Genomic DNA, 26,282 nt, shown 5'->3' on the forward strand with positions numbered 1-26,282 from the left:
TACCTTGGCCGGCCATCATGGCGTAGGTGACGATCCTCAGAACGTCGCTCCGATACTCTTAAAAATAGGAGGAGATATTTTAGAGAGTGTAAACGAAGCCGAGAGGACGTCATTATGCTGCGCTTTTTGTATATTTTGTCGCATTTTTCGTCCTGATAACCCCGACGCTCGCGCCGGAAAGAGTACGTCAAGTTGTTGGTTTGAATTGGCACACATTTCCTTTTGCAAACGGGCCGTTTGAATCCACTTGCCAGCATCGATATTCAGCGACGAAGTTCGCCGTTAAGCGCAACTCTTTGAGAATTGTTAGAAGTTCTCGCAGACTATGCGGGTGCGGAAAGGAATAGGGCAGAGGTGGCAGGACAGGCTTCTTCCAAGTCAAAGCAAGATCGGAACCTGGCAGCGAGCTGGCAGGAACTGCTGGACAGTGCCGTGCGCCTGGACTGGGAATGCCGCACCGGCGAAGCGCTCGAGGTTGCAGAAGCGGCTTATGAAGCAGCCCTCGAGACGGGCGACGTTGCCGGGGCCTTGCGCGTCTCGCATCGGCTGGCGCTCATCCATTTCAACAAGGAGACCTTGGCTGAAGGCCTGAAAATCTGCCTTCGCGCCGAAACCTGGCTCCGATATTGCCAGGATCAGGCTGCAATCATTTCGCTGCAGTCGGTCCATGGCGGCATCCTCGTGGCGCTCGGCGATCTGGAAACCGGCTTCGCCTTGCTGACCGACTGCCAGAAACGCACCAAATCCTGCCCGGACCCCCTGGCCAACTGGCGGGCGCGCACTGCCTATGCGGTGGCCCTGTTCGATTCAAATGATTTCGACCGCGCCGCCGAGGCGGCGGCCGAGAGCCTCAATTATGCGGAGACGAGCGGCCTGGCGAAGGGCTCAGTGCTGATCGCCCGTTCGATTGCCAGCCGCATGGCGGCGCGCGCGCTCGGCGAACATCGGCTGGCACGACGGGAGATCGACGACCTCCTGCTTGCCCGCATGGCAGAGCAGCTGCATTCGATTCTCACAGAAGCTCAGGATGAAGACCTGAGCTATGAGATTGCCGAATGCCATTGTTATCTCGGGCTGCTGGCTTGGACGCGCGGCGAAGACGCGGTGGCAGCGGGCCGCTATATCGCCGCGATTGCCGCCTCTCAGGTCGCGCAGGACGAGGTGCTGCTGGCGGAGACTTCCTATTGGTACGCCTATCTGCTGGCGGGGCAGGGCGCTTTCGACGAAGCGCAGTCGCTGCTTGCCGGCATCGAGGCGATGGAGCAGGTTCTGGCCGTGCCGCGCATGAAGCTGCGCCATTTCGACATGCGCTTCCGGATCGCCGAAATGGCCGGCGACTGGAAGGCGGCCTTCGACTACCACAGGATCTATCATGGGCTGGTGGTCGAGGATTATCGGCGCCTTGCCTCGGCGCGCGCCTATACAATGAAGCTGGCGCTCGATCTGGAGACGATGCGCCGCAAGGAAGACAGCGCCCGTCTGGAACGCGAGCGGCTGCTGGAGGAAAACCTGCGGCTTGCCTCCGAACAGCGCGACGCGGTGCTGGCATCGCGCACCGATCCGCTGACCGGTCTCGGCAATCGGCGCGAGTTGCAGCAGCGTTGCGGGGATTGGGCCGAGACCGGCGTGACCCATGCGGCCCTGATTTTATGCGACATCGACCATTTCAAACGCATCAACGATGTCTTTTCCCATTCGATCGGCGATATCGTCCTCTCCCGCGTTGCCGGCTTCCTCAGCGATGCCGGAGCGGAAGGCAGCCTGGCGATCCGCATGGGTGGCGAGGAATTCCTGCTCTTGCTTCCCGGCACGACGGCTGCAGACGCCTTCGCCGCTGCCGAACGGCTGCGCCTGTTGGTGCAGGATCACGACTGGTCGCAGGTGATCCCGCAGCTCGCGGTCACCTGTTCCATCGGCCTGGCAGATTGGTCCTTAGCCGATCGTCTGGAGGCCGCACTGCATGTGGCCGACGCCAACCTCTACGTCGCCAAGAATGCCGGCCGTAACCGATGCGTGGCGACGGCGAGCTGAGGTCGCCGTCGAGATATTCACTGCGCAAATCGCCTGATGTCAGGCACTATGCGGCGCGTATTCGTTGGCCTGGAATACGTGATGATGCACCTTGCCGGTGAAGAGCTGCAGGAGTTCGCCGGTGACCTCGCGGCTCTCAAACCGCACATCGGACAGAAGCGCTGCCTTCACCGCATCCATATCGGGATAACGGATAGCGAGCGCCATGGCATAGACCGGGGCGCCTTCGTCGCGCTCCATTCCATCCAGCACCCGGACTTCCTCGGCGCCCGGAAATTGCGTCCATAGCGGGACGAGCCGCTGCTTCACAAAATCGCGGAACTCCTCTTCCCGACCGGGATGGATTTCGCCTTCAAACAAAGCGTAACGAATGATCATGGGTTCTCTTTTCCAAAACTCGCGGAGCTGGATCGATGTTGACGTGCGTGTATGGAGGTGGGGCGTATCGGCCGACACGCCCCCCGATCGTGAGGCTTATTTGCCCCAGATTTTCTTGTACTGATCGCGATAGCCGTTGTCGGGATCGAAGCTGTTCTTCGGTCCGCCGTCGAATTCGACATTCGCACTGGTCACCACATGCAGCGGCGACACATAGCCCGACCAGGCGACACCCGCGAAAGCGCGGTTCAGTTCGTCGACGAGCTGCCAGCCTTGGAGATTGAGCGGCTCGGCGACTGTGACGGCCTGGAACTGCTTGGCGCGGATACGCTGATAAGCACTCTCCGAACCGTCGCCGGCTGCGACGTTGACCGGCTTTCCATCACCGGCGATACCGGCCGAGGCGAGCGACGGCCCCATGAAGTCGTAATAAAGGTCGTTGATCGCCAGCGAATGCGTCCACTTCGCGCCATACTTCTGCAGAAGCGAGGTGGTGAGCTGCGGCATGCGCTGAGAGGTTTCGGCAATCGGCGTGTCGACATATTCGAGCACGGTGCCGCCGAGATCCTCGATCTCCTTCTTCATGCGATCGGCCTTGGCAATCGCGATCGCATAGGTGGAATCGGTGAAGATGATGACCCCCGGCTTGCCACCGGCATCGACGAAGGCCCAGTCTGCCGCGGACTTCGATACTTCCATCGCATCGGTGGTGACATTGGCGAAGACGCCGACGTCGGCAACCGGGCCGACGGCCGAGGCGGCGTGCCAGGAAACCATCGGAATGCCCGCAGCCTTGGCCGCTTCCATCGCCGGCTTCTGCTCGACCGCGTCGAAGCCGTTGATGATGATGCCATCCGGCTTCAGCGCCATGGCCTGGCCGAATGCCGCCGTCCGTCCCCCGATCGAACCGGCGCCGTCGAGCACTTTCACCGTCCAGCCGAGCGCGCCTGCCGCTTCCTGAACGCCGTTGGCCACGCCGAGGATGCCGCCGTTCTTCATGTCGCCGGCAAGGATGACGATGTTCTTGCCCGCAGCCGCCTTGGGGCCGCTGGTCGGGCCATCCCATGCGCTTACCTTGGACGCATATTTCTCGACCACCGCTTTGGCGTCAGTCATGGAATCGGCCAATGCCGGCATGCTCAGCATAACGGCGACGGTTGCGACCGTTGCCTGCAATAAAGTCCTGCGTTTCATGTTCACTCCTCCATTTTGTTTATCGTGGAATGCCGGTGGACCGGCATCCTCATTTGTATGCGGGTGTGATCCTCCTCACGGCCCCGCGTTTGCGCTGGGCGTAGCCTGCTATGCCGATGGCAATCAGCAGGGTCACGCCGTTGAACAGCGGTTCGACGAAGAACGACCCGCCGAATTGCTGAATTCCCGATATTCCGACCGCCAGGATGATGACGCCGATCAAGGTGCCCCAGACGTTGACCCGGCCCGGCTTGATCGTCGTCGATCCCAGGAAAGCGCCGACGAGCGCCGGGAGGAGATATTCAAGGCCGACGCTCGCCTGGCCGATGCGCAGCTTCGAGGCGAGGAGAACTCCCGTCAGAGCCGCCAGCAGGCCCGATGTGACGAATGCACCCATCACGAACTTGCGGACCGGAATGCCATTGAGCGCAGCGGCCTTGGGGTTGGCGCCGATGGCGTAGAGATAGCGGCCGATCGGCAGGTATTCGAGCACGATCCACATGCAGATCGCGATCAGCAGCACGTAGAAGCCGGTAATCGGCAGGCCGAACAGCATGGTGCCGTTCAGCGCGTAGAAACCTTCAGGCAGGACGCCGACCACCTGCCGCCCGCCGGTGTGCCAGAGGGCAAGCGCGTAGAGGACCGTTCCGGTGCCGAGGGTGGCGATGAAGCTGTCGATCTTGGCGACCTCGACCAGCAGGCCATTGATGAGGCCGGTGAATACTCCGAGGGCGAGAACGATGACGACGGCGACCGGCCAAGGCAGGCCGTAGACCGTCTGCAGGCTGATGGCGAGAATGTGCCAGAGAACGATGCCGTAGCCGACGGTCAGGTCGATACGGCCCGATGCCATCGGGATCATCGCAGCGAGCGACAGGAGGGCGATGATCGCCTTGTCGGAAACGATCGAACGGACGTTCAAGACCGTCGGAAACGTATCCGGCAGCATGATCGAGAAGAGCAGGATCAGGCCAACGGTCAGGATCACCAGTCCATAGACGGGGATCAGGCGTCCGATCTTCTGTCCTGTGGACAGGCCGGCCATTTCGCTCTTGGTCGGCTCCAGCGCCGTGGATTCAATGGATTGCATGGCTGTTCTCCCGATGGCTCAAGCGGCTTCCGATGCGGATGCGGCCGTGATGACCGCCTCCGTCGTCAGAGCGCTTCCAGTCAGTTCGCTGACGATTTTGCCGCGCGAGAAAACCAGCGCGCGGTGGCAGATATGGGCGATTTCCTCGAAGTCCGTCGAGACCACGACGACTGCGAGACCAGCTTCCAGCGCCTGCGTGATCAGGCGGTAGATCTCCGCCCGCGCGCCAATGTCGACACCGGCGGTCGGATCTTCCGCGATCAGCAGCTTGCGGCCAGTCGCCAGCCAGCGGCCAACGACGACCTTCTGCTGGTTGCCGCCGGAGAGCGCCTCCACCGGCAGATCCGGATCGTTTGGCCTGAGGCCGACGGACTGGCCGATCGCATGGGCAAGGTCGGCTTCGCCACGCGGCGACAGGAAGGAAAAAAGCCCGCGTCCGACGGCTCCCGGGTTGATATAGGTATTTTCCCGAATGGACAGCGAGAGCGCGACGGATTCCTCCGTCCGGTCACGGGCGATCAATCCGATACCCGAGGCCATCGCCCTGAGCGGGCTCGAAAGGTCCGGGGTCTCGTCATGCAGCAGGATCGTGCCGCCGAAGGGCTCGCAGCCGAACAAGGCGCGGCCAATCCGTTCCTGACCGGCGCCGCGCAAGCCGGCGAGGCCCAGAAGCTCGCCCTCGCGGATATCGAAGGATATCGGGCTCGTGCCGGCACAGACGAGGTCACGCACCTTGACGATCGCCTTGCCGGGCTTGATCTCGGTTTTGGAAAAGAGACTGTCGCCGCTGCGGCCGATGATCATCGTCACCAGTTCGTCGGGGGTGGTCTCGCTGACCGGTTTCTGCCCCACCATGCGCCCGTCACGCAGAACGGCGACCCGATCGGCGATGCGGAAGATCTCGTCGAGCCTGTGAGAGACGTAGATCATGCCGACACCGCGATCCTTCAGAGGACGGATCGCATTGAACAGCCGGTCGACTTCGTCGGCGGGCAGGCTCGCGGTCGGCTCGTCGAGCACGAGGACGTCGGCCTCGACGGCAAGCGCGCGGGCAATGGCGACGAGTGATTTTTCCGTGCGCGACAGCGCCGAAACCCGGGTCGTCGGATCGAAATCACAGCCGACCAGCTTCAGGGCTTCCCTCGCGCGCGCCTGTGTCCGGTTCCAATCGATCAGGCCGCCGCGCATCGAGAACCCCTGCGACAGGCCCATATTTTCGCCGACCGTCATCCACTCGATCAGACCGAGATCCTGGTGAATGAAGGCAACCGGCTGCCGCTCGTTCGGCTTTGGCGGGCGGTGGTGATAGCTCTGGCCGCGAAAAAGGATGTCGCCGCCGTCGGGCTTATAAATACCCGCGAGGGTCTTGATGAGCGTCGATTTCCCGGCTCCGTTTTCGCCGAGCAGCGCAAGGATTTCACCTTCGCGCAGATCAATCGATACGTCACGCAGCGCCTGCGTGCCGCCGAAGCTCTTGGTGATCGATTGGAACTCCAGCAGTCTCTTGGCTTCCACCGTGGCTCCTCCCAAAGCTGCAGTTGTTATCCTTAACCTATGTTATCGATAACATTCATGGATGGTCAAGCGGAAAGATGACGATCGCGAATTTCCCGCAAGAGATTTTCAGCCGGCCTGAAATCCGTCGAGAAGACGCATCATCTGGGCCGAGTCCTTCGGCCCGAGGCCGGCCGCGCAGAGCAGACGATGGATTTCGACCACAGCACCCGTCATCGGCAGCGGCGTCTTCGTCTTCAGCGCAAAGGCCTGAAGCGAATCCAGGTCCTTCAGCATGTTGTCGATCCTGCCTGTCGGCGAGAAATCGCGAGCGGCGAATTTTGCCATGAACTCCTGCATGATACGGCTGTCAGCACGCCCGCCGGCAAGCGCCGCCGGAATTGCTGAGGGATCGACGCCGCCGGCTTCCGCGAGCTTGACCGCTTCCGCGACCGCCTGAAACAGCACAGCGCAAAACAGCTGGTTGATCAGTTTCGTCGTCTGGCCGGCGCCGGATGCGCCCATCAGCGTGTAATTGGCGGCAAGATGACGCATCACCACACGCGCCCGCTCGAAATCCTCGGGGCTGCCGCCGGCCATGATCGTCAGCTTGCCGCCAAGTGCGCCGGGCACGCCGCCGGACAGCGGGCAATCCACCCATGCCATCCCCGTTTCCCGCCGAAGTCGCGTCGCCATGTCGGCCGTCTCGGCGGGATCGATGGAGGACATATCGATCAGCAGCTTGTCGGCGTTTGCCGCCGCCGCAACACCCTTCTCGCCGAAAACGACAGCGCGCACGATGTTGGCGTGATTGAGGCTGAGCACGCAGAATTCCGAGGCCGAGACGGCATCCGCCACGGAGTTCACGGCATTGGCACCCTCGGCCGCCAATGCCGCGACCTTTTCGGCATCGAGATCGAAAACCGATACTTTGTGGCCGGTCTCGATCAGTCGGGTGACGATCGCCGTTCCCATGATGCCGGCGCCGATGACGGCGACATCTGCTCTAAAATCATCCTGCATGAAACCCTCCCTTAATGGCCACGGCTCTCAGCTCCTCACAAGCCAGCGCCACCATATCATCCAAAACACCATCGATCGCGACCGTCACGACACCGGGCTCACCGGTCGGCGGCTCCAACGTCTGCAGCTGGCTGTCGAGTAGCGACGCCGGCATGAAGTGGCCTTGGCGAGCCTGCATCCGCGACAACAGAAGCTCGCGCGATCCTTCGAGGAAAACAAAAGCCAGGCGCCCGCCCGCCGCCTGTCTCAACCTGTCCCGATAGCTTCTCTTCAGCGCTGAGCATGAAATCACCAGGCCTTGCGATCGGTTTTGCGCAGCCCTTATTTCCTCGCCGATCCGGTCGAGCCAGGGCAGACGGTCGTCGTCGGTCAGCGGTATGCCCTCAGCCATCTTTTCGACATTGCCAGCGGGGTGGAGTTGATCGCCCTCCACAAACGTCAGGCCGTTTTGAGCGGCGATGCCCGCTCCGACCGAGGATTTGCCGCAACCGCTGACGCCCATGACGACGACGGCCAGAGGCAGCGCTTCTTTTTCGAGCTCCATCGTCGCGTCTCTATCAGAGGCAGGTGGTGATGCCGCCGTCGACATAAAGCGTATGGCCGTTGATGAAGGACGAACCGCGGCCCGAGAGGAAAACGGCGGCGCCCACCAGTTCCTCGACATCGCCCCAGCGTCCGGCCGGCGTCCGCTTCTCGAGCCAGGACGAGAATTCGGGATTGTCGACGAGCGCCTGATTGAGCGGCGTCTTGAAATAACCCGGCGCAATCGCGTTGATCTGCAGGCCGTGCTTGGCCCAGTCGGCGCACATTCCGCGCGTCAGATTGCGCACCGCGCCCTTGGTCGCCGTGTAAGGGGCGATGCCTGGACGGGCGAGCTCGCTTTGAACGGAGGCGATGTTGATGATCTTGCCCTGGCCGCGGGCGATCATGGCTTTGGCGGCTGCCTGACCGACGTAAAACACGCTCGAAATATTGGTGGTCAGCAGCAATTCCCATTTGTCCGCCGGAAAATCTTCCAGCGGCGTGCGAAACTGCATGCCGGCATTGTTGATCAGAATGTCGAGCGGCCCGATATCGGCCTCGATTGCGTCTATGCCCTGTTTGGCGTCGTCCTTGCTGGTCACGTCGAAGATGGCCGCATGGGCAGACAGGCCTTGAGCCTTAAGGCTCTCGACCGCCCGCTTGACACTTTCGGGGGTGCGGCCGTTGATGATGACCTCGGCGCCATGCTGCGCCAGACCTTCGGCCAGCGCATAACCAATTCCCTGGCTCGAGCCGGTGATCAGGGCAAGCCGCCCCGTCAGATCAAACAGATTCTTCATGAAAATCACTCCTCCGGTGTCGCTGCGAATGAGGGCTTATACCGCTACTCGCGGTGAAACTCACTTGACATCGCTCTTCCGAATTATATGTTATCGATAACATAATCAACTGTCAAAATGCGGGATGGAAACGGAATGCCTGAGGTAGAGATCTTGATGACCGGAGCCTATCCGGAATGGGATATGGTCGATCTGGAGGCGAAGTATCGCGTCCATCGGCTGTGGGAGGCAGCAGACCGGCAGGAACTGATCGCAAGGGTCGGCAAGGATATCCGCGCCATCGCGACGCGTGGCGAACTCGGCGCCTCCGCCGACCTGATGAAGCAATTGCCGAAACTGGAGATCGTCTCCTGTTACGGCGTCGGCACCGACGCCATCGACCTCGCCTATGCCCGCGCCAACGGCGTCCGCGTCACCAATACCCGCGATGTGCTGACCGAAGATGTCGCCGATATCGCTATCGGACTGTTGCTTGCGACGGCACGGCAGATTCCGCAGGCCGATGTCTTTGTCCGCGCCGGCCAGTGGGGCAATGTCGCCATGCCGCTGGTTACGCGGGTCTCGGGCAAGAAGGTGGGGCTCGCCGGCATGGGCCGGATCGGCAAGGCAATCGCCAAACGGGCGGCCGCTTTCGGCTGCGACATCTCCTATTTCGCCCGCAACGAACATCAGGACGTTGCCTATGCCTACCAGCCGGACCTCGTTGCACTTGCCGATTGGGCCGATTTTCTGATCGTCATCGTCCCCGGAGGGCAGGCGACCATGAAGATCATCAACGCCGATGTGCTCAAAGCGCTCGGTCCGAACGGCATGTTGATCAATGTCTCGCGCGGGACGACCGTCGACGAAGAGGCGCTGGTCGCAGCCCTTCAAGACGGCACCATCCAGGCGGCCGGCCTCGATGTCTTCCTGAACGAACCGAAGATCGACGCGCGTTTTCTGACGCTCCAAAATGTCGTGTTGCAGCCCCATCACGGCTCCGGTACCGTCGAAACCCGCAAGGCCATGGGCCAGCTGGTCAGAGACAATCTCGCGGCGCATTTTGCCGGCAACCCGCTTCCAACTCCCGTCGTGTGAGGTTCCCGATATGAAAGCCATAGTCATTCATGCCGCCAAGGATCTGAGGATCGAGGAGCGCGAGCCGGAGGTTGCGGGAGAGGGGCAGGTGGAGATTGCCATCGAAGCCGGCGGTATCTGCGGCTCCGACCTGCATTATTACAATCACGGTGGTTTCGGCACCGTTCGGCTGCGCGAACCGATGATCCTCGGCCATGAGATCGCCGGCACGGTCAAGGCGCTGGGTACCGGCGTGAGCGACCTTGCAGTCGGCGACCGTGTCGCGGTTTCTCCGAGCCGGCCTTGCAATCACTGCCAATATTGCCTGAAGGGACAGCAGAACCACTGCCTCAACATGCGGTTCTACGGCAGCGCCATGCCGATGCCGCATATTCAGGGCGGCTTCCGCCAGCGGCTGGTGGCGGAGCGTTGGCAATGCCACAAGGTCACTGAGGGCATTTCCATTCATGAGGCCGCCTTCGCCGAACCCTTTGCCGTGACGCTGCATGCCGCAAACCGCGCCGGGTCGCTGCTCGGCAAACGGGTGCTCGTCACCGGTTGCGGCCCGATCGGCATGCTGGCGATCGTTGCCGCCCGCGTTCTCGGCGCCCGCGAGATCGTCGCGACCGATGTGACCGACAGCGTGCTGGCGATTGCCCGCACCAGCGGCGCGGATCGCACCATCAACGTTGCCACCCATGCCGCCGACCTAGCGGCTTACAGCGCCGACAAGGGATATTTCGACGTCATGTTCGAAGCGTCGGGCAATGAGCGGGCGGTGCGCGCCGGGCTGGAGACGCTAAAGCCCCGCGCCGTTCTCGTGCAGCTCGGCCTCGGCGGCGATGTCTCGATCCCGCAGAACATGATCGTTGCCAAGGAAATCGAGATGCGCGGGACATTCCGCTTTCACGAGGAGTTCGGGCTCGCCGTCGAACTGATCAACGCGCGCCGCGTCGATCTGAAACCGCTGCTGACCGGTGTTTTTGCCATCGAAGAGGCTGTCGCCGCCTTCGAACTGGCAAGCGACCGCAGCAAGTCGATGAAGGTGCAGATCGCCTTCTGACGCCGGCCTTGGCCGCTTATGGGGCGGCGGCGCGATCGGTGCTTTCGCGCAGAACGACCCGGTAGCCCGTCAATGTGATCTCGTCGCCGGTCGCCTCGCCGCTGCGCTGCAGGGCATTCAGCAGGCGGGCGGCGGCCTGACGGCCGATGCCGTAACAGTCGACATTGATGGTGGTGATGCTGGGATGACAGATCGACGAGATCTCGTAATCGCCGAAGCCGGCGACCGCGATATCACCCGGCACGCTCATTCCCCTGCGTTTACATTCCATGATCGCGCCGAAAGCGGAAAGGTCGGAGACGCAGAGAACCACCTCCGTATCCGGCCAGCGCTCCAGCAGACTGACGATCGCCTGGCCACCCTGTTCCATGGTGATCGGCGGCACACCGAAGGAAATCATCCGTCCCGGCCCCAAGCCGAGTTCTTCGAGAGTCTTCTGAAACCCACTTCGCCGCTGGCTGCCGCGCGTATCGCGTGCCGTCGTTCCGCCGATATAGCCGAATTTCCGGTACCCCTGGCTGGCAAGCGTCCGCACCAGTAGGGACATCGCCTCGCTGTTGGAAAAGCCGACGACATGGTTGATCGGCTCTTCCGGAAGTTCCCAGGTCTCGACAACAGGAATGCCGGCTTTTGCCAGCATCCGCCGCGCCCGCGCGGTGTGCGATCCACCCGTCAGGATGATGCCTTCAGGCCGACGGCGCAGCATCGCCTCGATCAACTCTTCTTCTTTCTCCGCGGAGTAATCGGTATAGCCGAGAAGAAGCTGCAGGCCGGTATTCTCCAGCGCATCGGTAATCCCCCGCGCGGTATCGGAGAAATTCGAATTGTTGATGGAGGGCACCAGCGCCGCGATGAAGCCGCTGCGCCGCGACGAAAGACTGCCGGCAGACAGGTCGAGCACATAGCCGAGCGCATCGACGGCTTCCATGATGCGCTTTCGCGTCTCTTCGGAAACACTCGCATCTTGGCGAAAGGCGCGCGAAACGGTCATGGCGGAGACGCCGACATATTTGGCGACCTCGGCCATCGTCAGCTTTTGCGCGTCTCCTCCCTTGAAACGCTTGCCTTTTGGCTCATCCTCGTTTTTCACTGATCTCCGCTTTCAAACAAGCTTGCGAGCTGGGCACTCAGGATAGGATAAAGTTATCGCTATCATCGCACAATCGATATTATTGCAGGAACGCAGCGCTCCACAATCCATCGATCTCTGGACGAAAGCCGCAAAGTAGGACAGAATGGTATCGATAACAATTTGAGATGAGGGAGCATCATGTTCGGGGAAATCGAGGGTACGGGGTTCGAGGTTCTCGATCCGCGGTTTGAAAGCTGCTTCGTCGGCCACGCGCGCATCGAACGGCTCTGGACGGGTGGCCGCTGGCTGGAGGGACCGGCCTGGTTTGCCGCCGGGCGTTATCTGGTCTTCTCGGATATCCCGAACAATCGCATGATGCGCTACGATGATACCAGCGGACATACATCGGTATTCCGCTCGCCCAGCAACAATTCGAACGGCAACACGGTCGACAATCAGGGCCGGCTGATCACCTGCGAGCATCTGGCGCGCCGTGTCACGCGAACGGATTTCGACGGCGGGGTTACCGTGCTGGCCGATCGCATTGCCGGCAAACGGCTGAATTCTCCCAACGACGTCACCGTCAAATCCGATGGGACCATCTGGTTCACCGACCCGAGCTACGGCATCCTTCACGATTATGAGGGTGACTACGGCGACGAGGAAATCGGCGGATGCCATGTCTACCGGCATGATCCGGCAACAGGCACAACCGACCGGGTGGCGTCCGATTTCGTCAAGCCGAACGGGCTGGCTTTCTCGCCGGATGAGTCGGTGCTCTATATCGCCGATACCGGCGGCACGCACCTGTCAGGCGGTCCGCGTCATATTCGAAAACTCGCTGTATCCGGTGAGGGAAAGCTGACCGACCTCGGTATTTTCGCCGAATGCACTTCAGGCTTTTTCGACGGCTTTCGCGTCGACCGGAAGGGCAGGATCTGGACGAGCGCCGGAGACGGCGTGCACGCTTACGATCCGGATGGCACCCTGCTCGGCAAGATCCATATTCCCGAGATCGTCTCCAACGTCGCTTTCGGCGGCGAGAAATTGAACCGTCTTTTCATCACCGCAACCACGTCGCTCTACGCTGTCTATCTCACGGCCAATGGGTCGAGATTGGGATAGAAGCGCGCGGTCGTTCCCGTCTCGGCCAAAGCATTGTGTGCAGTGGTCGGCTTGCAGAATATGTGCTCGGCGATGCCCTCGGATACCTTGCCGATCCGAGGGGGCATAAGTGGGCTCCTTTCTCTGGAGGGACCCGCGGCTTAGCCTCAAAATCAGCCCATGGCCTGTGTTTTGTAATTATTTTTCATATTGTAGACTGATTTTATTGCGTTGATCATCAGCCCATAGACTGATATAGACTTGGCTTCGATCAGCCCAGAAGCTGATTTGTGGTGATCAAGAGGGTTTGCGTGATGAAGGGCGAGGCGCGAAAGCGAGCCCGGAAACGGCTTGACGAACGTCTTCGGGCGCTGCAACCCGCGGAGAATTTCAGGGCGCCCCCAAAAGGTTGGGTTCGCGCGTTGCGAGACGCGCTCGGTATGACCGGGGCGCAACTCGGCTTGCGGATGAAGATCCGACCGCAAACAGTGGAAGCGATCGAGAAGTCGGAAGCATCAGGAACGATCCAGCTTAACACTCTGCGGCGCGCGGCCGAGGCGCTCGACTGCACCCTTGTCTACGCGCTGGTCCCGAACACGTCGCTCGAAGCTACGCTCAATGAGCGAGCAAAAAAGATCGCGTTGCGTGAGCTTCAGCGGGTTGCACATACGATGCGCCTGGAGGCGCAGGGAACCGATGACGCCGATCTTGAGCCCCGTATCCAGGCCTACATCCGCGACCAGCTGTCCGAGCGCGATCTCTGGTCAGAGAAATGACCGACCTCTTCCAGGAACCCGAGGACGGAACACCGCTCGAGCCGCAGGAGCGGGAGGGCCTGCTGCAAAGCTGGATCACGCATCGAAACGACCTCAACGAGGCCGAACAGGAGAATATCGTCAAGGGCGCAGCCTGGACCCGCGGACGACGGCGCATGCCGGTCGACAGGATGCTGACGGAAGACTTCATGCGGACATTGCATCGACGCATGTTCGGCGAGGTCTGGCAATGGGCTGGTAGTTTCCGCACGACTGAGCGCAATATCGGCATCCAGGCCTACCGAATTCCGGTCGAACTCGCGGGTTTGCTTGCCGACGTGCGGTACTGGATCGAGCATGAGACCTTCGCGGCGGACGAGGTTGCAATCCGATTTCACCATCGTCTGGTCGCCATCCACCCGTTCCCAAACGGCAACGGGCGCCACGCGCGACTGGCGGCCGATCTTCTCGTGGAAAAGCTGAGCGAAGAGCCCTTCAGTTGGGGGAGCGGGAGCCTCAGCAATGTCGGCGAGTTGCGCACGCAGTATGTCGCAGCACTTCAGGCCGCCGACAATCATGACATCGGTCCCCTTCTCGAATTTGCGCGCAGCTGAACGCGAAGCTCCTCGTTTCACTGAAAATTCCGGCTCTTGATCTTCAAACGCCAAAGCAGAGGCTGCCTTCCCAGGCGACCTCTGCTTTGCGGGCTTCTCTCTTATCGTTGGCCGAGGCTGTCCGCCAACCTGACGAGACCGAGGAAATCCGATCTGTAGCCGAAACTATCCATCCCCCGCGACCCTGCGGCGAGATCGGCAATCGCCTGATAGGAATAGGCATCCAGCGCTGCGGTGTGGCTCAGTTTCTGGCCGAAGGCGGCGACGGCCACCGAGAAGCGGACATCCCCAGGCGCGGCGTCGACGCTGGCGACCGCGTTGTCGTCACCGACAGGCGTGGTGATGAGGGCGCTCTTGTCCTCAGCCGGGCGCTTGTAGCGCATCTTGACGAAGGCAAGTTCACCCTGATGCGCGTTATCTGAAGTCGCGACCGGCGCCTTCTCAGCTGTGCCGTAGCGCAGGTCGTCATTCATGACCGCGGGGCTTCCCTTGGGCGTAATTTCGTAGATTGCCGTGACGCTGTGGCCGGAACCGATATCGCCGGCATCGACCCGGTCATTGTTGAAATCCTCGCGCTTGAGGGCGCGCGTCTCGTAGCCGATCAGCCGGTATTCGGCGATCCGTTCCGGGTTGAACTCGACCTGGAACTTGACGTCCTTGGCGATCGGAAACAGGGTCGACCCGGCTTCTTCCACAAGCGTCTTCTGCGCCTCCGCCAGCGTGTCGATATAGGCAGCACTGCCATTGCCGTTCTGCGCCAGCGTCTGCATCAGAGAATCGTTGAGATTGCCGCGCCCGAAGCCGAGAACGGTGAGGAAGATGCCGTCCTTGCGTTTTTCTTCGATGATGCGCTTCAAGTCCTCGTCGCTCGACGGGCCGACATTGAAGTCGCCGTCGGTCGCCAGCATCACCCGGTTGACGCCGTCCTTGACGAAGGCCTGTTTGGCAAGGTCATAGGCCGCCTCGATGCCTTCGGCGCCGCCGGTCGAGCCGCCCGGCTCCAACTTGTCGATTGCCGAGAGGATCTTCGATTTTTCCGCCACGCGCGTCGGCTGAAGTACCGGGCCGGCATTGCCGGCATAGGTGACGATCGAGACGGTATCGTCGGCCTTCAGCCTGTTGACCAAGAGGCGGAAGGCGCTCTTCAGCAGCGGCAGCTTGTCCGGCTCGTCCATCGAACCCGAGACGTCGATCAGGAACACCAGATTGGCATGCGGCGTCGTTGCCGGCGCGATGTCGTAACCCTTGATCGCCACATGCATCAGTTCCGTGTTTTGGTTCCACGGTGTCGGCATCACGGTCACGGTCGCCTTGAAAGGCTGGTCGGCATTGTCGGGACCCGGCCAGTCATAGGGGAAATAGTTGATCAACTCCTCGACGCGAACCGACTGTGGATCGGGCATCGCCCCGCCGGTCAACGATCGGCGGACGAAGGAATAGGACGCGCTGTCAACATCGGCGGAGAAGGTCGAAACCGGATCGGTCGCCACGCTCTTGATCGGATTTGCCGCGGCATTGGCAAACCGCTCGCGAATGGGATCGCGCTGAATCTGGGCCTGTCCTTCCGCCGGCGGGGCAGGCGAGGGGGCGATGGCCATCGGTTCGGCCAGTAACTGCCCTTGAGCCACCATGCCGGGAGCGGCCGGTGCAGCGCGTTTGGCCATCCCGAGGGTCGCCGCGGAATCCTCCGACTTGTTCTTAACAGCGGCGCTCTCGCCGGCATCGAATTCGGAGGGCTGCGGCGCGTCGGGCTTAGCAGCCTGCGGCTCCTCGTTCTGCAAGGCTTGCGCGCCGCCGGCGGCCGACGACTGAGCCAGCCTATTCTCTTCGGTGATTGCCTCAGGAAGCTGAGGTGCGGCCGCCGGCTGATCGGCCGGCTTCGGCGCGCTATTTTGCGAAACATTGTCCGCGATCTTTTCCTGATCGATGATCGGCAATTGGTTGCGGGTCAGCTCGAAAGTGAGATAACCGGCAGCGGGGATGACGAGCAGCGTTGCAAGGGCTGAACCGGCGAGGAATTTCTTGTTCACGGCAGGGCTCCATATCCAGTTGATGATGGAGCTTTGACGCCAGCTTTTCGCATTTCCTTGGGCCGCCGCTGCATTATTTTCCGCACTGTCGAAGGCCTGCATCGCCGCGGCAAGCGCGCGCGCGCGCGCTTCCGGATCGGCGGCCGGCGGGGTGAGGCGGGAGAGTTTTTCCAGTTCCTTATCCACGGTCATACCTCTTCCTTGCCGAGCATGGCCTTCAGCCTCTTGCGCGCCTCATGAACCTGCCAGGACACGGTGGTTTCCGAGCAACCCATGACATCAGCGGCGGCCGAATGGCTGAGACCTTCGCCATAGACGAGCAGCACGGCATCGCATTGCCGTTCCGGCAAGGCGCGCACAGCCGCCCATAATTCGCTCGATAGCTCGTCGTCGTTTCCGCTCCTAGCCTCCTGCTGCGGTTCGGCGGCGTAAGCGCGGAATGTCTGCTCTTCCCGCGCAAGCTTGCGTCGATGGTCGCGGGCGGCGTTGAGCGTCAGCGTGTAGAGCCATGTCCTGAAACGGGCGGCGCCGCGAAAGCCGCGAATGGCAACGCCGAGCTTGACGCAGACCTCCTGGGCGATGTCGTCGGCGTCGGTCGAACTGCCCGACCACCGCCACGCCGTCGCATGGACGAAATCATAGTGGCGCGAGACCAGTTGCCCGAAGGCCTCCCGGTCGCCGCCCTGCGCTCGTTCTATGAGCTCCGCATCCAATGCGCACCTACCCCAAGCTATCCAGCACGATGCTATTTCGAGATTGAGACGTTTCTCCGATGGCTTTCCTTGGGTCGACGATGAAAAAATTATCGAATTTTTTTGAAGAAGTGGCAAAGCCTGGAAATACAGAATCAAAATAGGCAAGCATCGCGACATCCTTGGGTCGCGGCCAGACAGATTGCTTCCATCGCAAAGGCGCATGATGAGGTCAGAATCGGCCAGGGACATTCATCCGCATGTCCCAAATCGAAAGGACCCTGCATGTCCGCTCCCACGCCTGTGCCCACAGAAAAGGGCATCCTGCAGTTTCTCGAGATTTGCGACAGATTCTATCCTGCCGATGCCGTCGAAGCCTCGGTCGAGCAACAGCGGCATTGGTACGATGCCCTTTGCGCGCGCTTCGACCGCCCGCTGCCCCCGGAGATGATCTTTGCAGACGGTATGGTCCAGCGCATACCGATCAGGCGCTACCGTCCGCGCAAGATCACCACCCGGACCGTTCTGCTCTACCTCCATGGCGGCGGCTTCGTCGTCGGTTCGCTTGAGAGCCATCATGCCATCTGCGCCGAGATCGCCGATTTCGCCGGCGCGGAACTTGTTTCCGTCGATTACCGGCTGGCCCCCGAATATCGATGGCCGGCCCAGACGGATGACGGCTTCGCAGTGTTGAAGCATCTGCTTGCCGCCGACAACAAGGTCGTGCTGATCGGCGACAGCGCCGGCGGCAATCTTGCGGCGGGCCTTGCATTGCGGGCGCGCGACGAAGAGCTATCGGGCATCGTCGGCCAGGTGCTGATCTACCCCGCGCTCGGCGGCGACCTGATGGCCGGCTCCTATGTCGAGATGGCCGCGGCGCCTGGCCTGACGACGGCTGACGTCGCCTATTATCGCAAGATCCTGCAGGCGCCTGATGGAAATGCGATCGCCGAGCCGCTGCAGGCATCGTCCGTTGCCGGACTGCCGCCGGCCTTCATCACCGTCGCGCATTTCGATCCCTTGAGAGACGACGGCCGGCAATACGCCACTCGGCTCGCCGCTGAAGGCATCGAAGTCTGGTTCCGGGAGGAGCCGCAGATGGTGCATGCCTGGCTGCGCGCCCGTCACATGAGCGAGGGCGCACGCGACGGGTTCCACGCGGTCTGCGAGGCCGTCCGGCATTTTGCGGCAGCCTAGAGCAAATTCCAGGAAAAGTGCGAAGCGGTTTTCCCTCCGGGATTGCGCAAAAACAAAAGGTTAGAGCGGTTCGGCGCTTCCGTGAAACCTGAACCGCTTTAACGATCACATCAGGTCACGTGCGATCCGCTTTTCCGCAAAGTCCTTTTCGAAGATCTGCACATCGTCCTCAAAAGCGGTCACCACGGCGCTGATGATCCACTCGGTCTTGGTGCAAGCAATGCGCGCGGTCGCAACGGTGCGCACGAACCAGCCGGGGCGGCGCATATCGCAGATCCAGGTCGACGTACCCGTCATTGACAGCGGATCATCCGGTGAAATCGACCAGACTTCCTCACGCAACTGCCGGGTCGACAGGCCGGTCTCAGGATGTTCGTGGAGCCCGGTATCCTCGTGGATGCGATAGTCCGTTCGGTTGGCCGAAAGGTTGCGGACGACCTGCCGCTCCGTTACAGCTGCCGCATGTTCGACATATGTCGGCAGCGGATCGGGATTGGCCGGCTCCTTGATTTCGATCCTCTGGTGCTCGCCAAGCACCGGCAGCGCCAGGCCGAGCGCCGCCATATCGATCTCGATCCCCTCATCCTCAGGTGGCGGCAGGATCATCGGCCAATAGGCAGTGGAAAGCGATAGGCGGATGCGATGCCCTTTGCGGAAACGATAGCCGCAGGCATCGAGCACGAGCCGGATCGACACTTTCTCGCCCGGGACGAGCGGTTTAGGCTCCGCATTGCCGTCGCGATGAGTGAGATTGACGACGCCGAAGGCGACACGCGTTGCGGTGCCATCCGGATGGACGTCGATGAGCCGGGCGCAGAGATTGCCACCCGCCGCCCGAGAGCGCAACGCCAGCGTCAGCACCGGCCGGCCGAGATAGTCACAATCGCCGGCGAGCGGTATCGTATCGAAGACCAGCGAGCCGGCATCGTCCGAGCGTTGATCGATCGCCATTTCGGCGTCCGGCTTCAGCGTGAAATATTCGCCGGATGCCGTCCCGGTATCGAGCGGGGATCTCACATAGACGGGATGTTCGGGCGCATGCGGGATCGGCATGCCTTCCGTCAGCCTGCCGAATTGCTCCACATAGAAGCATTGCATGTGCGGCGGCGACCAGACATCCCTGGCGACCCAGAAACCGGGGTCGCTGTCACGGCGGGGGGCAGGGCGGACGGCATCGAGAATATAGGCGCGGGCCTGCGGCAGCCTGTCGATGCCATTGTCCTCGCCGCGCAGCCATTTGTTCCACCAGGCGATCGCTTCGCCATGGAAATCCGCCCGCGGTTTCGGCCAGGCGAAGTGCGGATATTTGTGCACCCATGGGCCGATCAGCGCTTTCGCTTTCTCGCCCAGGCCTTCGACCGCCATCAGCGGCGTATTGCGGTAACCGTCGGCCCAGCCGGCGATCACCAGCGTCGGGATCTCGACGCTGGAAAAGTCCTCCGAGATCGAACCATGGCGCCAGAACTCGTCGCGCCGCTGGTGGGCCAGCCACTCCTCCATGAAGAAGGGTTCGCCTGCCAGCCGTTGCAGCCACATCTCTTTCCAGCGCTCACCGACAAGCGCGGGATCGGGCGAGCGCGACTGGTAGCCGAGCATAGTCGCCGCCCATGACAGCTGGGCGGAGAGATGACAGCCGTTCTTGTAGTGGATGTCGTCATTGTAGCGATCGACGGTCGAGGCGATCGAGATGATGGCCTTCAGCGCCGGTGGGCGCAATGCCGCGACCTGAAGGCTGTTGAAGCCGCCCCACGAGATGCCCATCATGCCGACCGCGCCGTTCGACCACGGCTGTGCTGCAATCCAGGCAATCAGCTCGCAGGCATTGGCAAGTTCGAGTTCGGTATATTCGCCATCGATAACGCCGTCGGATTCTCCCGAGCCGCGGATATCGACGCGCACCCCGGCAATGCCTGCGGCGGCGAAGACCGGATAGGTCGACTCGTCCCTGAGGCTTGTTCCGTCGCGTTTGCGATAGGGCAGGAATTCGAAGACGGCGGGAACCGGGTCTTCCGCCGCGCCGTCGGGCATCCAGATGCGCGCAGCAAGTCGCGTTCCGTCCTGCAGCGTAATCCATTCATTCTCGATGGTGGTGAATCCGCGCGAGGTCATGCTCATTCCTTCACGTTCAGTTGCCGGCGCTCTCCATGCGCCGCGTGGCGAGCACACGTTCCAGCCAGCCGATTTCCATTTCCGGGACCGATTTCAACAGCAGGTCGGTGTAGTCGTCAAAGGGCGGCGAAAGCGCCGTCGACTTCGGACCGAACCGAACCAGCTTGCCACGATGCATCACCGCCACGCTATCGGCGATCGCCCGGACGATTGCGATGTCGTGAGTGATGAAGACGTAGGACAGCTGCTCTTCTTGCTGGAGGCGGAGCAGCAGCTTGAGGATACCCTCCGCCACCAGCGGGTCGAGCGCCGAGGTCGGCTCGTCGCAAAGGATGATTTCAGGCTTGGCGGCAAGCGCTCTGGCGATCGCCACACGTTGCTTCTGGCCGCCGGACAGTTCGGCCGGATAACGATCGACGAAACCATTGCCCATTTCGATCTGGTCGAGCAGTTCCTTGACGCGGGCGGTCTTTTGAGCGCCCCGAAGGCCGTAATAGAAAGTCAGCGGGCGGCCGATGATGTCGCGGACCGTTTGCCGCGGGTTCATCGCCGTATCGGCCATCTGGTAAATCAGCTGGATGCGCCTGAGGTCGTCGTTCGGCCGGCTCTTGAGAGCCGGCATCAGCGGCTTGCCGTCAAAGACGATGCACCCATTGCTCGGCGGCAAGAGGCCGGTGATGACGCGCGCCAGCGTCGATTTACCCGAACCGGATTCACCGACGACGGCGAGCGTCTGCCCCTTGGGCACATGCAGCGAGACATCATGCAGCACCTTGAAACCATTGGAATATTCAGCGCTGACATTCTCTACCTTGAGAAGCGCTGCCGACTGGTCGGCGGCTTCCTCGCGGTAGGCTTGCCGGACATTGACGAGGGCCCGGGTATAGTCCTGCCGCGGCGCCTCGATGATCTGCTGGACGCTGCCATACTCGACTTGGCGGCCATGGCGCAGCACCATGATGTCGTCCGATATCTGGGCGACGACGGCAAGGTCGTGGGTGATGTAGAGTGCGGCCGTGTGGGTTTCCTCGATGGCATGCTTGATCGCCGCCAGCACGTCGATCTGCGTGGTGACGTCAAGCGCCGTGGTCGGCTCGTCGAAGACGATCAGTTCGGGATTGGAGCAGAGCGCCATTGCCGTCATCGCCCGCTGCAGCTGACCACCGGAGACCTGGTGGGCAAAACGCTCGCCAAAGGTTTCCGGATTGGGCAGACCGAGGACGCGGAACAGGTAAAGCGCGCGTTTGCGCGCCTCGTCCTTGCTCATCAACCCATGTTTGAGCGAGGCCTCGATCACCTGGTCGCCGAGCCTGTGTGCCGGATTGAAGGCGGCGGCGGCCGATTGCGCGACGTAGCAGACCCGAGCGCCGCGTATTTTCCGGATGCCGTTCGTCCCGAGCGCCAGGATATCGGTGCCGTCGAGCAGCACCTCGCCGCCGGTGATTTCGGCGCCGCCCCGGCCATAAGCGAGCGCAGAAAGCCCGATCGTCGACTTGCCGGCGCCGGATTCGCCGATCAGGCCGAGAACCTTGCCCTTCTGCAGGTCGAAGGAAACCCCGTCGACGATCGTCACCCGCTTCGGCGGTTCGCCAGGCGGGTAGCTGGTTGCCTCGATCTTCAGATTGCGAACGGAAAGAAGCTCAGGCATCGCCGCGCCCTCCCTTGAGGCTGGATGTGCGTTTCAGGAGCCAGTCGACGACGAGGTTGACGCAGATGGCAAGCACGGCAATCGCCGTGCCCGGCACCAGGGCGGCCGATATGCCGAAGATGATGCCGTCCTTGTTGTCCTTGACCATGCCGCCCCAATCGGCCGCAGGCGGCTGGATGCCGAGGCCGAGGAACGAAAGCGTCGAGAGAAACAGGATCGAGAAGGCAAAGCGCAGGCCGAATTCGGCCAGCAGCGGCGACAGCGTGTTCGGCAGGATCTCGCGGAAGATGATCCAGAGCTTGCCTTCGCCGCGCAGCTTGGCCGCCTCGACGAATTCCATCACCGCGACATCGAGCGCCACGGCGCGGCCGAGACGGTAGACGCGGGTGGAATCGAGGATCGCCATGACAAGGATCAGGACGATCAGATTTTGCGGCAAGACCGCAAGCACCACGAGCGCGAAGATCAGCGTCGGGATCGACATCATCAGATCGTTGAAACGCGAAAAGACGGTATCGATGATCCCCCGCGAGACGGCGGCGGTGAAGCTGAGGATTATGCCGAGCGAGAAGGAAATGATAGTCGCGGCAGACGCAACCAGAAGCGTCGTGCGCGCGCCGTAGATCAGGCGCGAGAGGATGTCGCGGCCGAGATTGTCGAGGCCGAAGATATATTGATTGTCAGGCAACTGCCAGACGTCGCCGACGACCTGGGTTTCGCCATAGGGGGCGAGCCAGGGTGCAAAGAGCGCGAAGATGAAGGCGACGGCGATGCCGATTATGCCGATCCAGGCGGTGATGGGGATATCTCTCATTCTCATCGCGGATGCCTCAGCCGGGGATTGGCGACGATCGCCAGGATATCGGCCACCATGTTGAGGAAGATGTAGACGGCCGCAAAGATCAGGCCGCAGGCCTGCACGACCGGCATGTCGCGCACGGTGACCGCGTCGACCATATATTGGCCCATGCCGGGATAGACGAAGACCACTTCGACGACGACGACGCCGACGACGAGATAGGCGAGATTCAAGGCGATGACATTGATGATCGGCGCGAGCGCATTGGGTGCTGCGTGTTTGACGATCGAACGGAAGGCGCTGAGGCCCTTCAGCTCTGCTGTTTCCATATAGGCAGAGGACATGACCGAGAGGATCGCGGCCCGCGTCATCCGCATCATGTGCGCGAGCACTACGAGCACCAGGGTTGCCGTCGGCAGCGCAATCGCCTTCAGCCGCTCGGCAAAGCCCATGCTGTCATAGACGGTCGCCGGAAAGGTCGCCATGCCGAACTTCACGGCGAAGAAGAGGATCAGCAGGTAGCCGATGAAGAACTCCGGCAGCGAGATCGCCGCAAGCGAGATCACGTTGATGATCTTATCAGGCATGCGGTTGCGGAAATGCACCGACAGCATGCCGAGACCAACGGCGAGCGGCACCGATATCACCGCTGCGAAACCCGCCAGGAACAGCGAATTGCCGAGGCGTTTGCCGATCTGTTCGCTGACCGAATTCTTGCTGGCCCAGGAGGTGCCGAAGTCACCCTGAACGGCGTTGCCGAGCCACTCGACGTAGCGCGTCGTGACCGGGCGGTTCAGTCCGAGATCCTGGCGAATATTGGCGACGGCCTGCGGCGTTGCCGACTGGCCGAGATAGGTGGTCGCAAAATCGCCCGGCAGGGCTTCCAGCCCGCCGAAGATCAGGATGGAAACGGCAAAAAGCAGGACAATGCTGAGCACGAAGCGCTCGAGGATAAGGGCAAGCAACGGAAAACGCTGCCGGAACCTGAGCCCGGGCAAGGTGTCGCTTGGGGCAGGATTGGACATGGCGAAGGCCTCTCGCTAAAACGGCGGGAGGACCGCGGGTTTCATCCCACGGTCCGTCTTCGTTGGAGATCGATGGGGCGTGCGCCCCACCTGCCATCAGGCGTCCAGCCAGACGCGGGTTGCGACGTAACCGTTCGACATGTCGTTGCCGATGTCGTGAACATAGCCCTTCACCTGCTTGGTGGAGGCGTTCACGAAGTCGTTGAACATCGGCAGGATGACGCCGCCCTCGTCGCGCACCATCATTGCCATGGCGCGGTACAGGTCTTTGCGCTTGGCTTCATCAAGCTCGGAGCGGGCCTGCAACAGTAGCTTGTCGAAGTCAGGACGCTTGAACTTGGTGTCGTTCCAGTCCGCTGTCGAGAGATAAGCGGTGGAATACATCTGGTCCTGCGTCGGCCGGCCGCCCCAGTAGGATGTCGAGAAGGGCTGGACGTTCCAGACATTGGTCCAGTAGCCGTCGCCCGGTTCACGTTTGACCTCGATCTCGATGCCGGCCTTCTTGCAGCTTTCCTGATAGAGGACAGCCGCATCGACTCCGCCGGGGAAGGCGACTTCGGAGGTGCGCAGAAGTACCGAGCCGCTGTGGCCCGACTTCTTGTAGTGAAACGCGGCCTTGTCGGGATCATAAACGCGCTGTTCGATGCCTTCGGGGAAGAGCGCATAGGTGCTGTTAATCGGGAAGTCGTTGCCGACCTTGCCGTAGCCGCCGAGGATCTTCTGCACCATGGTCTCCCGGTCCATGGCGTATTTGAGCGCCAGGCGCAGGTCGTTATTGTCGAACGGCGCCTTATCGCAGTGCATGATGAAGACGTAGTGACCGCGGCCGGCGGTCGAGAGGATCTCGACATTGGGTGCGCGTTTCAAGAGGTTGACTGTCTTCGGGTCGACGCGGTTGATGTAGTGCACCTGGCCGGACGAAAGTGCGGCGATGCGGGCCGTCGCATCGTTCATGCCGATGATCTCGATCGAATCGACATAACCGCGGTCGGTGCGCCAGTCGTCCTTGTTCCTTTCGAAGGTGGCGCGGACACCGGGCTCGAAGCTCGTCATCTTGTACGGGCCGGTGCCGATCGAGGCGAGGGGATCGTCGACGCCACCGTTCGGCTGGATGACCAGATGGTAGTCGGACAGCAGCAGCGGCATGTCGGCATTGCCTTCGCTGAGCGTCAGCACGAGGTTGCCGCCGTCGGCCTTGATTTCCTTGATCGAGCCGAGGACACCGAGCGCGCCGGATTCCGACTTCGCATCGGTGTGGCGCTTCAGCGTCGCAACGACGTCGTCGATCGTCATTTCCTTGCCATCGTGGAACTTGACGCCCTTGCGGATCTTGAAGGTCCAGGTGACGGCGTCCTTCGACGGCTCCCAGGATTCGGCGAGCGACGGAACGGCTGCACCCGTCAGTGGATCGGATTCGACGAGCATGTCGCCCCAGCAGCGGCCGATGCAGAACATGACCTGTGACAGGAATTTCGCCGGATCCTTGGAATCGGTGGCAGCGCCGCCTTCAAGACCGAGCTTCAGGTGGCCGCCACGCTTCGGCTCGGCGGCTTCGGCACTTTCGGTGAAGAGCTTGTCGGCGACGGCAAGTGTGATGCCCGCCGCCATGGCGCGTCCCATGAATTCGCGGCGGCTGAGCCCGCCTGCGGTGACGCGGCTTGCGAGATATTTGCTGTAGTCGTTCATTCCCCTGTTCCTTCTTTGTGGTGCGTTGACAGAACTTCCGGGCATTGTCGGCAGGCGGTTTCCTCTCCCCCTTCCGGTGCCCGCATCATGCGGGAAAATGTTGCGGTTGCCGCCGCCTTATTTTCCTTTCCAAACGGGGCTTCGCTTCTCGGCGAAAGCCCGCGCGCCTTCCAATTGGTCTTCGCTCGAATAGAGACTGTCGACGGTCGCAAACTGCCGCTTGGTAACCTTGTTCATGGCAGCCTGGAATGTCGAACCCTCCGCTTCGCGCACAATTTCCTTGATGGCCGCATAGACGAGCGGCGGCCCGCTTGCGAGCAGGCGGGCAAGCTCCCATGCCCTCTCCATCAGCCGGTCGGCCGGCAGAACCTCATTGACGAAACCCCAGCGATGCGCCTCGTGAACATCGAGCCAGCGTCCGGTCAAAAGCATGTCCATGGCGATGTGGTAGGGGATGCGTTTCGGCAGCTTGATCGAAGCGGCATCGGCAACGGTGCCCGAACGGATTTCCGGCAGGGCGAAAGTCGCATGCTCGGCGGCGATGATCAGGTCGGTGGAAAGCGCGATCTCCAACCCACCGCCGCAACAGATGCCGTTGACCGCACAAATGACCGGCTTGTTGAGGTCGCGCAGCTCTTGCAGCCCGCCGAAGCCGCCGACACCGTAATCGCCGTCGACCGCATCGCCCGCGGCGGCCGCCTTGAGGTCCCATCCGGCACAGAAGAACTTCTCGCCGCTGCCCGACACGATGGCGACACGCAATTCAGGATCGTCGCGGAAGTCTCGGAAGATCAAGCCCAGGGCACGGCTGGTCTCAAGGTCGATGGCGTTCGCCTTCGGCCGGTCGATGACGACTTGGAGCACTCCGCCGTCCTGTCGTGTGCGAATGTGATCGCTCAA

General features: G+C 61.7%; 23 protein-coding genes. 7 read left to right on the top strand and 16 right to left on the bottom strand.

Features of this window, described 5'->3' with window-relative positions:
* The first annotated feature begins 354 nt into the window (after nucleotides 1-354).
* Entirely contained in the window at nucleotides 355-2,031 is a 1,677-nt protein-coding gene (locus RLEG4DRAFT_RS14925; protein ID WP_003577767.1) for a GGDEF domain-containing protein, read from the top strand.
* A gap of 39 nt (nucleotides 2,032-2,070) precedes the next feature.
* Here RLEG4DRAFT_RS14925 and RLEG4DRAFT_RS14930 read toward each other — a convergent pair whose 3' ends face one another.
* From RLEG4DRAFT_RS14930 to RLEG4DRAFT_RS14960, 7 genes are all read right to left on the bottom strand, one after another.
* Nucleotides 2,071-2,409: a hypothetical protein gene (locus RLEG4DRAFT_RS14930; RefSeq protein WP_003577769.1), complete on the bottom strand. Its 339-nt coding sequence runs from the start codon at nucleotides 2,407-2,409 to the stop codon at nucleotides 2,071-2,073.
* 96 nt (nucleotides 2,410-2,505) lie between these two features.
* Complete coding sequence (locus RLEG4DRAFT_RS14935; protein WP_003577772.1) at nucleotides 2,506-3,603, bottom strand: ABC transporter substrate-binding protein; 1,098 nt, start codon at nucleotides 3,601-3,603, stop codon at nucleotides 2,506-2,508.
* Between the two features lie 49 nt (nucleotides 3,604-3,652).
* The gene (locus RLEG4DRAFT_RS14940; RefSeq protein ID WP_003577774.1) at nucleotides 3,653-4,693 is read right to left on the bottom strand and encodes an ABC transporter permease; all 1,041 of its coding nucleotides are present in this window, start codon (nucleotides 4,691-4,693) and stop codon (nucleotides 3,653-3,655) included.
* Nucleotides 4,694-4,711: 18 nt separating this feature from the next.
* The gene (locus RLEG4DRAFT_RS14945; RefSeq protein WP_003577775.1) at nucleotides 4,712-6,208 is read right to left on the bottom strand and encodes a sugar ABC transporter ATP-binding protein; all 1,497 of its coding nucleotides are present in this window, start codon (nucleotides 6,206-6,208) and stop codon (nucleotides 4,712-4,714) included.
* Nucleotides 6,209-6,316: 108 nt separating this feature from the next.
* Nucleotides 6,317-7,210 (bottom strand): NAD(P)-dependent oxidoreductase, encoded by an 894-nt coding sequence (locus tag RLEG4DRAFT_RS14950; protein ID WP_003577779.1) that lies wholly within the window; start codon nucleotides 7,208-7,210, stop codon nucleotides 6,317-6,319.
* On the bottom strand, nucleotides 7,200-7,754 hold the full coding sequence (locus tag RLEG4DRAFT_RS14955; protein ID WP_003577781.1) for a gluconokinase: 555 nt from the start codon (nucleotides 7,752-7,754) through the stop codon (nucleotides 7,200-7,202). Before RLEG4DRAFT_RS14955 ends, RLEG4DRAFT_RS14950 begins: the two co-directional genes overlap by 11 nt.
* A 13-nt stretch (nucleotides 7,755-7,767) precedes the next feature.
* Entirely contained in the window at nucleotides 7,768-8,532 is a 765-nt protein-coding gene (locus RLEG4DRAFT_RS14960; RefSeq protein WP_003577783.1) for an SDR family oxidoreductase, read from the bottom strand.
* 135 nt (nucleotides 8,533-8,667) lie between these two features.
* Here RLEG4DRAFT_RS14960 and RLEG4DRAFT_RS14965 point away from each other — a divergent pair, with 135 nt between their 5' ends.
* On the top strand, nucleotides 8,668-9,609 hold the full coding sequence (locus RLEG4DRAFT_RS14965) for a 2-hydroxyacid dehydrogenase (RefSeq protein WP_003577785.1): 942 nt from the start codon (nucleotides 8,668-8,670) through the stop codon (nucleotides 9,607-9,609).
* A gap of 10 nt (nucleotides 9,610-9,619) precedes the next feature.
* Complete coding sequence (locus RLEG4DRAFT_RS14970) at nucleotides 9,620-10,651, top strand: L-idonate 5-dehydrogenase (RefSeq protein WP_003577787.1); 1,032 nt, start codon at nucleotides 9,620-9,622, stop codon at nucleotides 10,649-10,651.
* A gap of 16 nt (nucleotides 10,652-10,667) precedes the next feature.
* On the opposite strand, the gene RLEG4DRAFT_RS14975 is transcribed toward RLEG4DRAFT_RS14970, so the two are convergent.
* Nucleotides 10,668-11,741 (bottom strand): LacI family DNA-binding transcriptional regulator, encoded by a 1,074-nt coding sequence (locus tag RLEG4DRAFT_RS14975; protein ID WP_003577789.1) that lies wholly within the window; start codon nucleotides 11,739-11,741, stop codon nucleotides 10,668-10,670.
* 180 nt (nucleotides 11,742-11,921) lie between these two features.
* Here RLEG4DRAFT_RS14975 and RLEG4DRAFT_RS14980 point away from each other — a divergent pair, with 180 nt between their 5' ends.
* From RLEG4DRAFT_RS14980 to RLEG4DRAFT_RS14990, 3 genes are all read left to right on the top strand, one after another.
* A complete protein-coding gene (locus RLEG4DRAFT_RS14980) occupies nucleotides 11,922-12,848 on the top strand; it encodes an SMP-30/gluconolactonase/LRE family protein (protein WP_003577791.1) in 927 nt (308 codons plus the stop codon).
* Nucleotides 12,849-13,141: 293 nt separating this feature from the next.
* Nucleotides 13,142-13,603: a mobile mystery protein A gene (locus RLEG4DRAFT_RS14985; RefSeq protein WP_003577795.1), complete on the top strand. Its 462-nt coding sequence runs from the start codon at nucleotides 13,142-13,144 to the stop codon at nucleotides 13,601-13,603.
* Nucleotides 13,600-14,196, top strand: a complete 597-nt coding sequence (locus RLEG4DRAFT_RS14990) for a mobile mystery protein B (protein WP_003577797.1) — start codon at nucleotides 13,600-13,602, stop codon at nucleotides 14,194-14,196. The genes RLEG4DRAFT_RS14985 and RLEG4DRAFT_RS14990 overlap by 4 nt, the downstream gene beginning before the upstream one ends.
* Nucleotides 14,197-14,297: 101 nt before the next feature.
* Here RLEG4DRAFT_RS14990 and RLEG4DRAFT_RS14995 read toward each other — a convergent pair whose 3' ends face one another.
* Both RLEG4DRAFT_RS14995 and RLEG4DRAFT_RS15000 read right to left on the bottom strand, forming a co-directional pair.
* The gene (locus RLEG4DRAFT_RS14995) at nucleotides 14,298-16,418 is read right to left on the bottom strand and encodes a VWA domain-containing protein (RefSeq protein ID WP_003577800.1); all 2,121 of its coding nucleotides are present in this window, start codon (nucleotides 16,416-16,418) and stop codon (nucleotides 14,298-14,300) included.
* Nucleotides 16,415-16,939: an RNA polymerase sigma factor gene (locus RLEG4DRAFT_RS15000; protein WP_003577803.1), complete on the bottom strand. Its 525-nt coding sequence runs from the start codon at nucleotides 16,937-16,939 to the stop codon at nucleotides 16,415-16,417. Before RLEG4DRAFT_RS15000 ends, RLEG4DRAFT_RS14995 begins: the two co-directional genes overlap by 4 nt.
* Before the next feature lie 264 nt (nucleotides 16,940-17,203).
* Here RLEG4DRAFT_RS15000 and RLEG4DRAFT_RS15005 point away from each other — a divergent pair, with 264 nt between their 5' ends.
* Nucleotides 17,204-18,115 (top strand): alpha/beta hydrolase, encoded by a 912-nt coding sequence (locus RLEG4DRAFT_RS15005; protein ID WP_003577805.1) that lies wholly within the window; start codon nucleotides 17,204-17,206, stop codon nucleotides 18,113-18,115.
* 105 nt (nucleotides 18,116-18,220) lie between these two features.
* On the opposite strand, the gene RLEG4DRAFT_RS15010 is transcribed toward RLEG4DRAFT_RS15005, so the two are convergent.
* The 6 genes from RLEG4DRAFT_RS15010 to RLEG4DRAFT_RS15035 form a co-directional block, all read right to left on the bottom strand.
* Nucleotides 18,221-20,224 (bottom strand): CocE/NonD family hydrolase, encoded by a 2,004-nt coding sequence (locus RLEG4DRAFT_RS15010; RefSeq protein ID WP_003577807.1) that lies wholly within the window; start codon nucleotides 20,222-20,224, stop codon nucleotides 18,221-18,223.
* A gap of 16 nt (nucleotides 20,225-20,240) precedes the next feature.
* Nucleotides 20,241-21,872 carry an ABC transporter ATP-binding protein gene (locus RLEG4DRAFT_RS15015; RefSeq protein ID WP_003577809.1) on the bottom strand — a complete coding sequence of 544 codons (1,632 nt, stop codon included), beginning with the start codon at nucleotides 21,870-21,872 and terminating at the stop codon, nucleotides 20,241-20,243.
* Entirely contained in the window at nucleotides 21,865-22,692 is an 828-nt protein-coding gene (locus RLEG4DRAFT_RS15020; protein WP_003577811.1) for an ABC transporter permease, read from the bottom strand. Before RLEG4DRAFT_RS15020 ends, RLEG4DRAFT_RS15015 begins: the two co-directional genes overlap by 8 nt.
* Nucleotides 22,689-23,696 (bottom strand): ABC transporter permease, encoded by a 1,008-nt coding sequence (locus tag RLEG4DRAFT_RS15025; RefSeq protein ID WP_003577813.1) that lies wholly within the window; start codon nucleotides 23,694-23,696, stop codon nucleotides 22,689-22,691. Before RLEG4DRAFT_RS15025 ends, RLEG4DRAFT_RS15020 begins: the two co-directional genes overlap by 4 nt.
* 96 nt (nucleotides 23,697-23,792) lie before the next feature.
* Complete coding sequence (locus tag RLEG4DRAFT_RS15030) at nucleotides 23,793-25,382, bottom strand: ABC transporter substrate-binding protein (RefSeq protein WP_003577815.1); 1,590 nt, start codon at nucleotides 25,380-25,382, stop codon at nucleotides 23,793-23,795.
* Between the two features lie 117 nt (nucleotides 25,383-25,499).
* Nucleotides 25,500-26,282 (bottom strand): carnitinyl-CoA dehydratase, encoded by a 783-nt coding sequence (locus tag RLEG4DRAFT_RS15035; RefSeq protein WP_037093648.1) that lies wholly within the window; start codon nucleotides 26,280-26,282, stop codon nucleotides 25,500-25,502.

Source organism: Rhizobium leguminosarum bv. trifolii WSM2297, from assembly GCF_000271845.1.

What these genes read in the sequence shown, in the direction of transcription:
- RLEG4DRAFT_RS14930 (WP_003577769.1), bottom strand. Translation starts at nt 2,409, where the DNA reads ATGATCATTCGTTACGCTTTGTTTGAAGGCGAAATCCATCCCGGTCGG.
- RLEG4DRAFT_RS14935 (WP_003577772.1), bottom strand. Translation starts at nt 3,603, where the DNA reads ATGAAACGCAGGACTTTATTGCAGGCAACGGTCGCAACCGTCGCCGTT.
- RLEG4DRAFT_RS14940 (WP_003577774.1), bottom strand. Translation starts at nt 4,693, where the DNA reads ATGCAATCCATTGAATCCACGGCGCTGGAGCCGACCAAGAGCGAAATG.
- RLEG4DRAFT_RS14950 (WP_003577779.1), bottom strand. Translation starts at nt 7,210, where the DNA reads ATGCAGGATGATTTTAGAGCAGATGTCGCCGTCATCGGCGCCGGCATC.
- RLEG4DRAFT_RS14955 (WP_003577781.1), bottom strand. Translation starts at nt 7,754, where the DNA reads ATGGAGCTCGAAAAAGAAGCGCTGCCTCTGGCCGTCGTCGTCATGGGC.
- RLEG4DRAFT_RS14960 (WP_003577783.1), bottom strand. Translation starts at nt 8,532, where the DNA reads ATGAAGAATCTGTTTGATCTGACGGGGCGGCTTGCCCTGATCACCGGC.
- RLEG4DRAFT_RS14965 (WP_003577785.1), top strand. Translation starts at nt 8,668, where the DNA reads ATGCCTGAGGTAGAGATCTTGATGACCGGAGCCTATCCGGAATGGGAT.
- RLEG4DRAFT_RS14970 (WP_003577787.1), top strand. Translation starts at nt 9,620, where the DNA reads ATGAAAGCCATAGTCATTCATGCCGCCAAGGATCTGAGGATCGAGGAG.
- RLEG4DRAFT_RS14980 (WP_003577791.1), top strand. Translation starts at nt 11,922, where the DNA reads ATGTTCGGGGAAATCGAGGGTACGGGGTTCGAGGTTCTCGATCCGCGG.
- RLEG4DRAFT_RS14985 (WP_003577795.1), top strand. Translation starts at nt 13,142, where the DNA reads ATGAAGGGCGAGGCGCGAAAGCGAGCCCGGAAACGGCTTGACGAACGT.
- RLEG4DRAFT_RS14990 (WP_003577797.1), top strand. Translation starts at nt 13,600, where the DNA reads ATGACCGACCTCTTCCAGGAACCCGAGGACGGAACACCGCTCGAGCCG.
- RLEG4DRAFT_RS14995 (WP_003577800.1), bottom strand. Translation starts at nt 16,418, where the DNA reads ATGACCGTGGATAAGGAACTGGAAAAACTCTCCCGCCTCACCCCGCCG.
- RLEG4DRAFT_RS15005 (WP_003577805.1), top strand. Translation starts at nt 17,204, where the DNA reads ATGTCCGCTCCCACGCCTGTGCCCACAGAAAAGGGCATCCTGCAGTTT.
- RLEG4DRAFT_RS15010 (WP_003577807.1), bottom strand. Translation starts at nt 20,224, where the DNA reads ATGACCTCGCGCGGATTCACCACCATCGAGAATGAATGGATTACGCTG.
- RLEG4DRAFT_RS15015 (WP_003577809.1), bottom strand. Translation starts at nt 21,872, where the DNA reads ATGCCTGAGCTTCTTTCCGTTCGCAATCTGAAGATCGAGGCAACCAGC.
- RLEG4DRAFT_RS15020 (WP_003577811.1), bottom strand. Translation starts at nt 22,692, where the DNA reads ATGAGAATGAGAGATATCCCCATCACCGCCTGGATCGGCATAATCGGC.
- RLEG4DRAFT_RS15025 (WP_003577813.1), bottom strand. Translation starts at nt 23,696, where the DNA reads ATGTCCAATCCTGCCCCAAGCGACACCTTGCCCGGGCTCAGGTTCCGG.
- RLEG4DRAFT_RS15030 (WP_003577815.1), bottom strand. Translation starts at nt 25,382, where the DNA reads ATGAACGACTACAGCAAATATCTCGCAAGCCGCGTCACCGCAGGCGGG.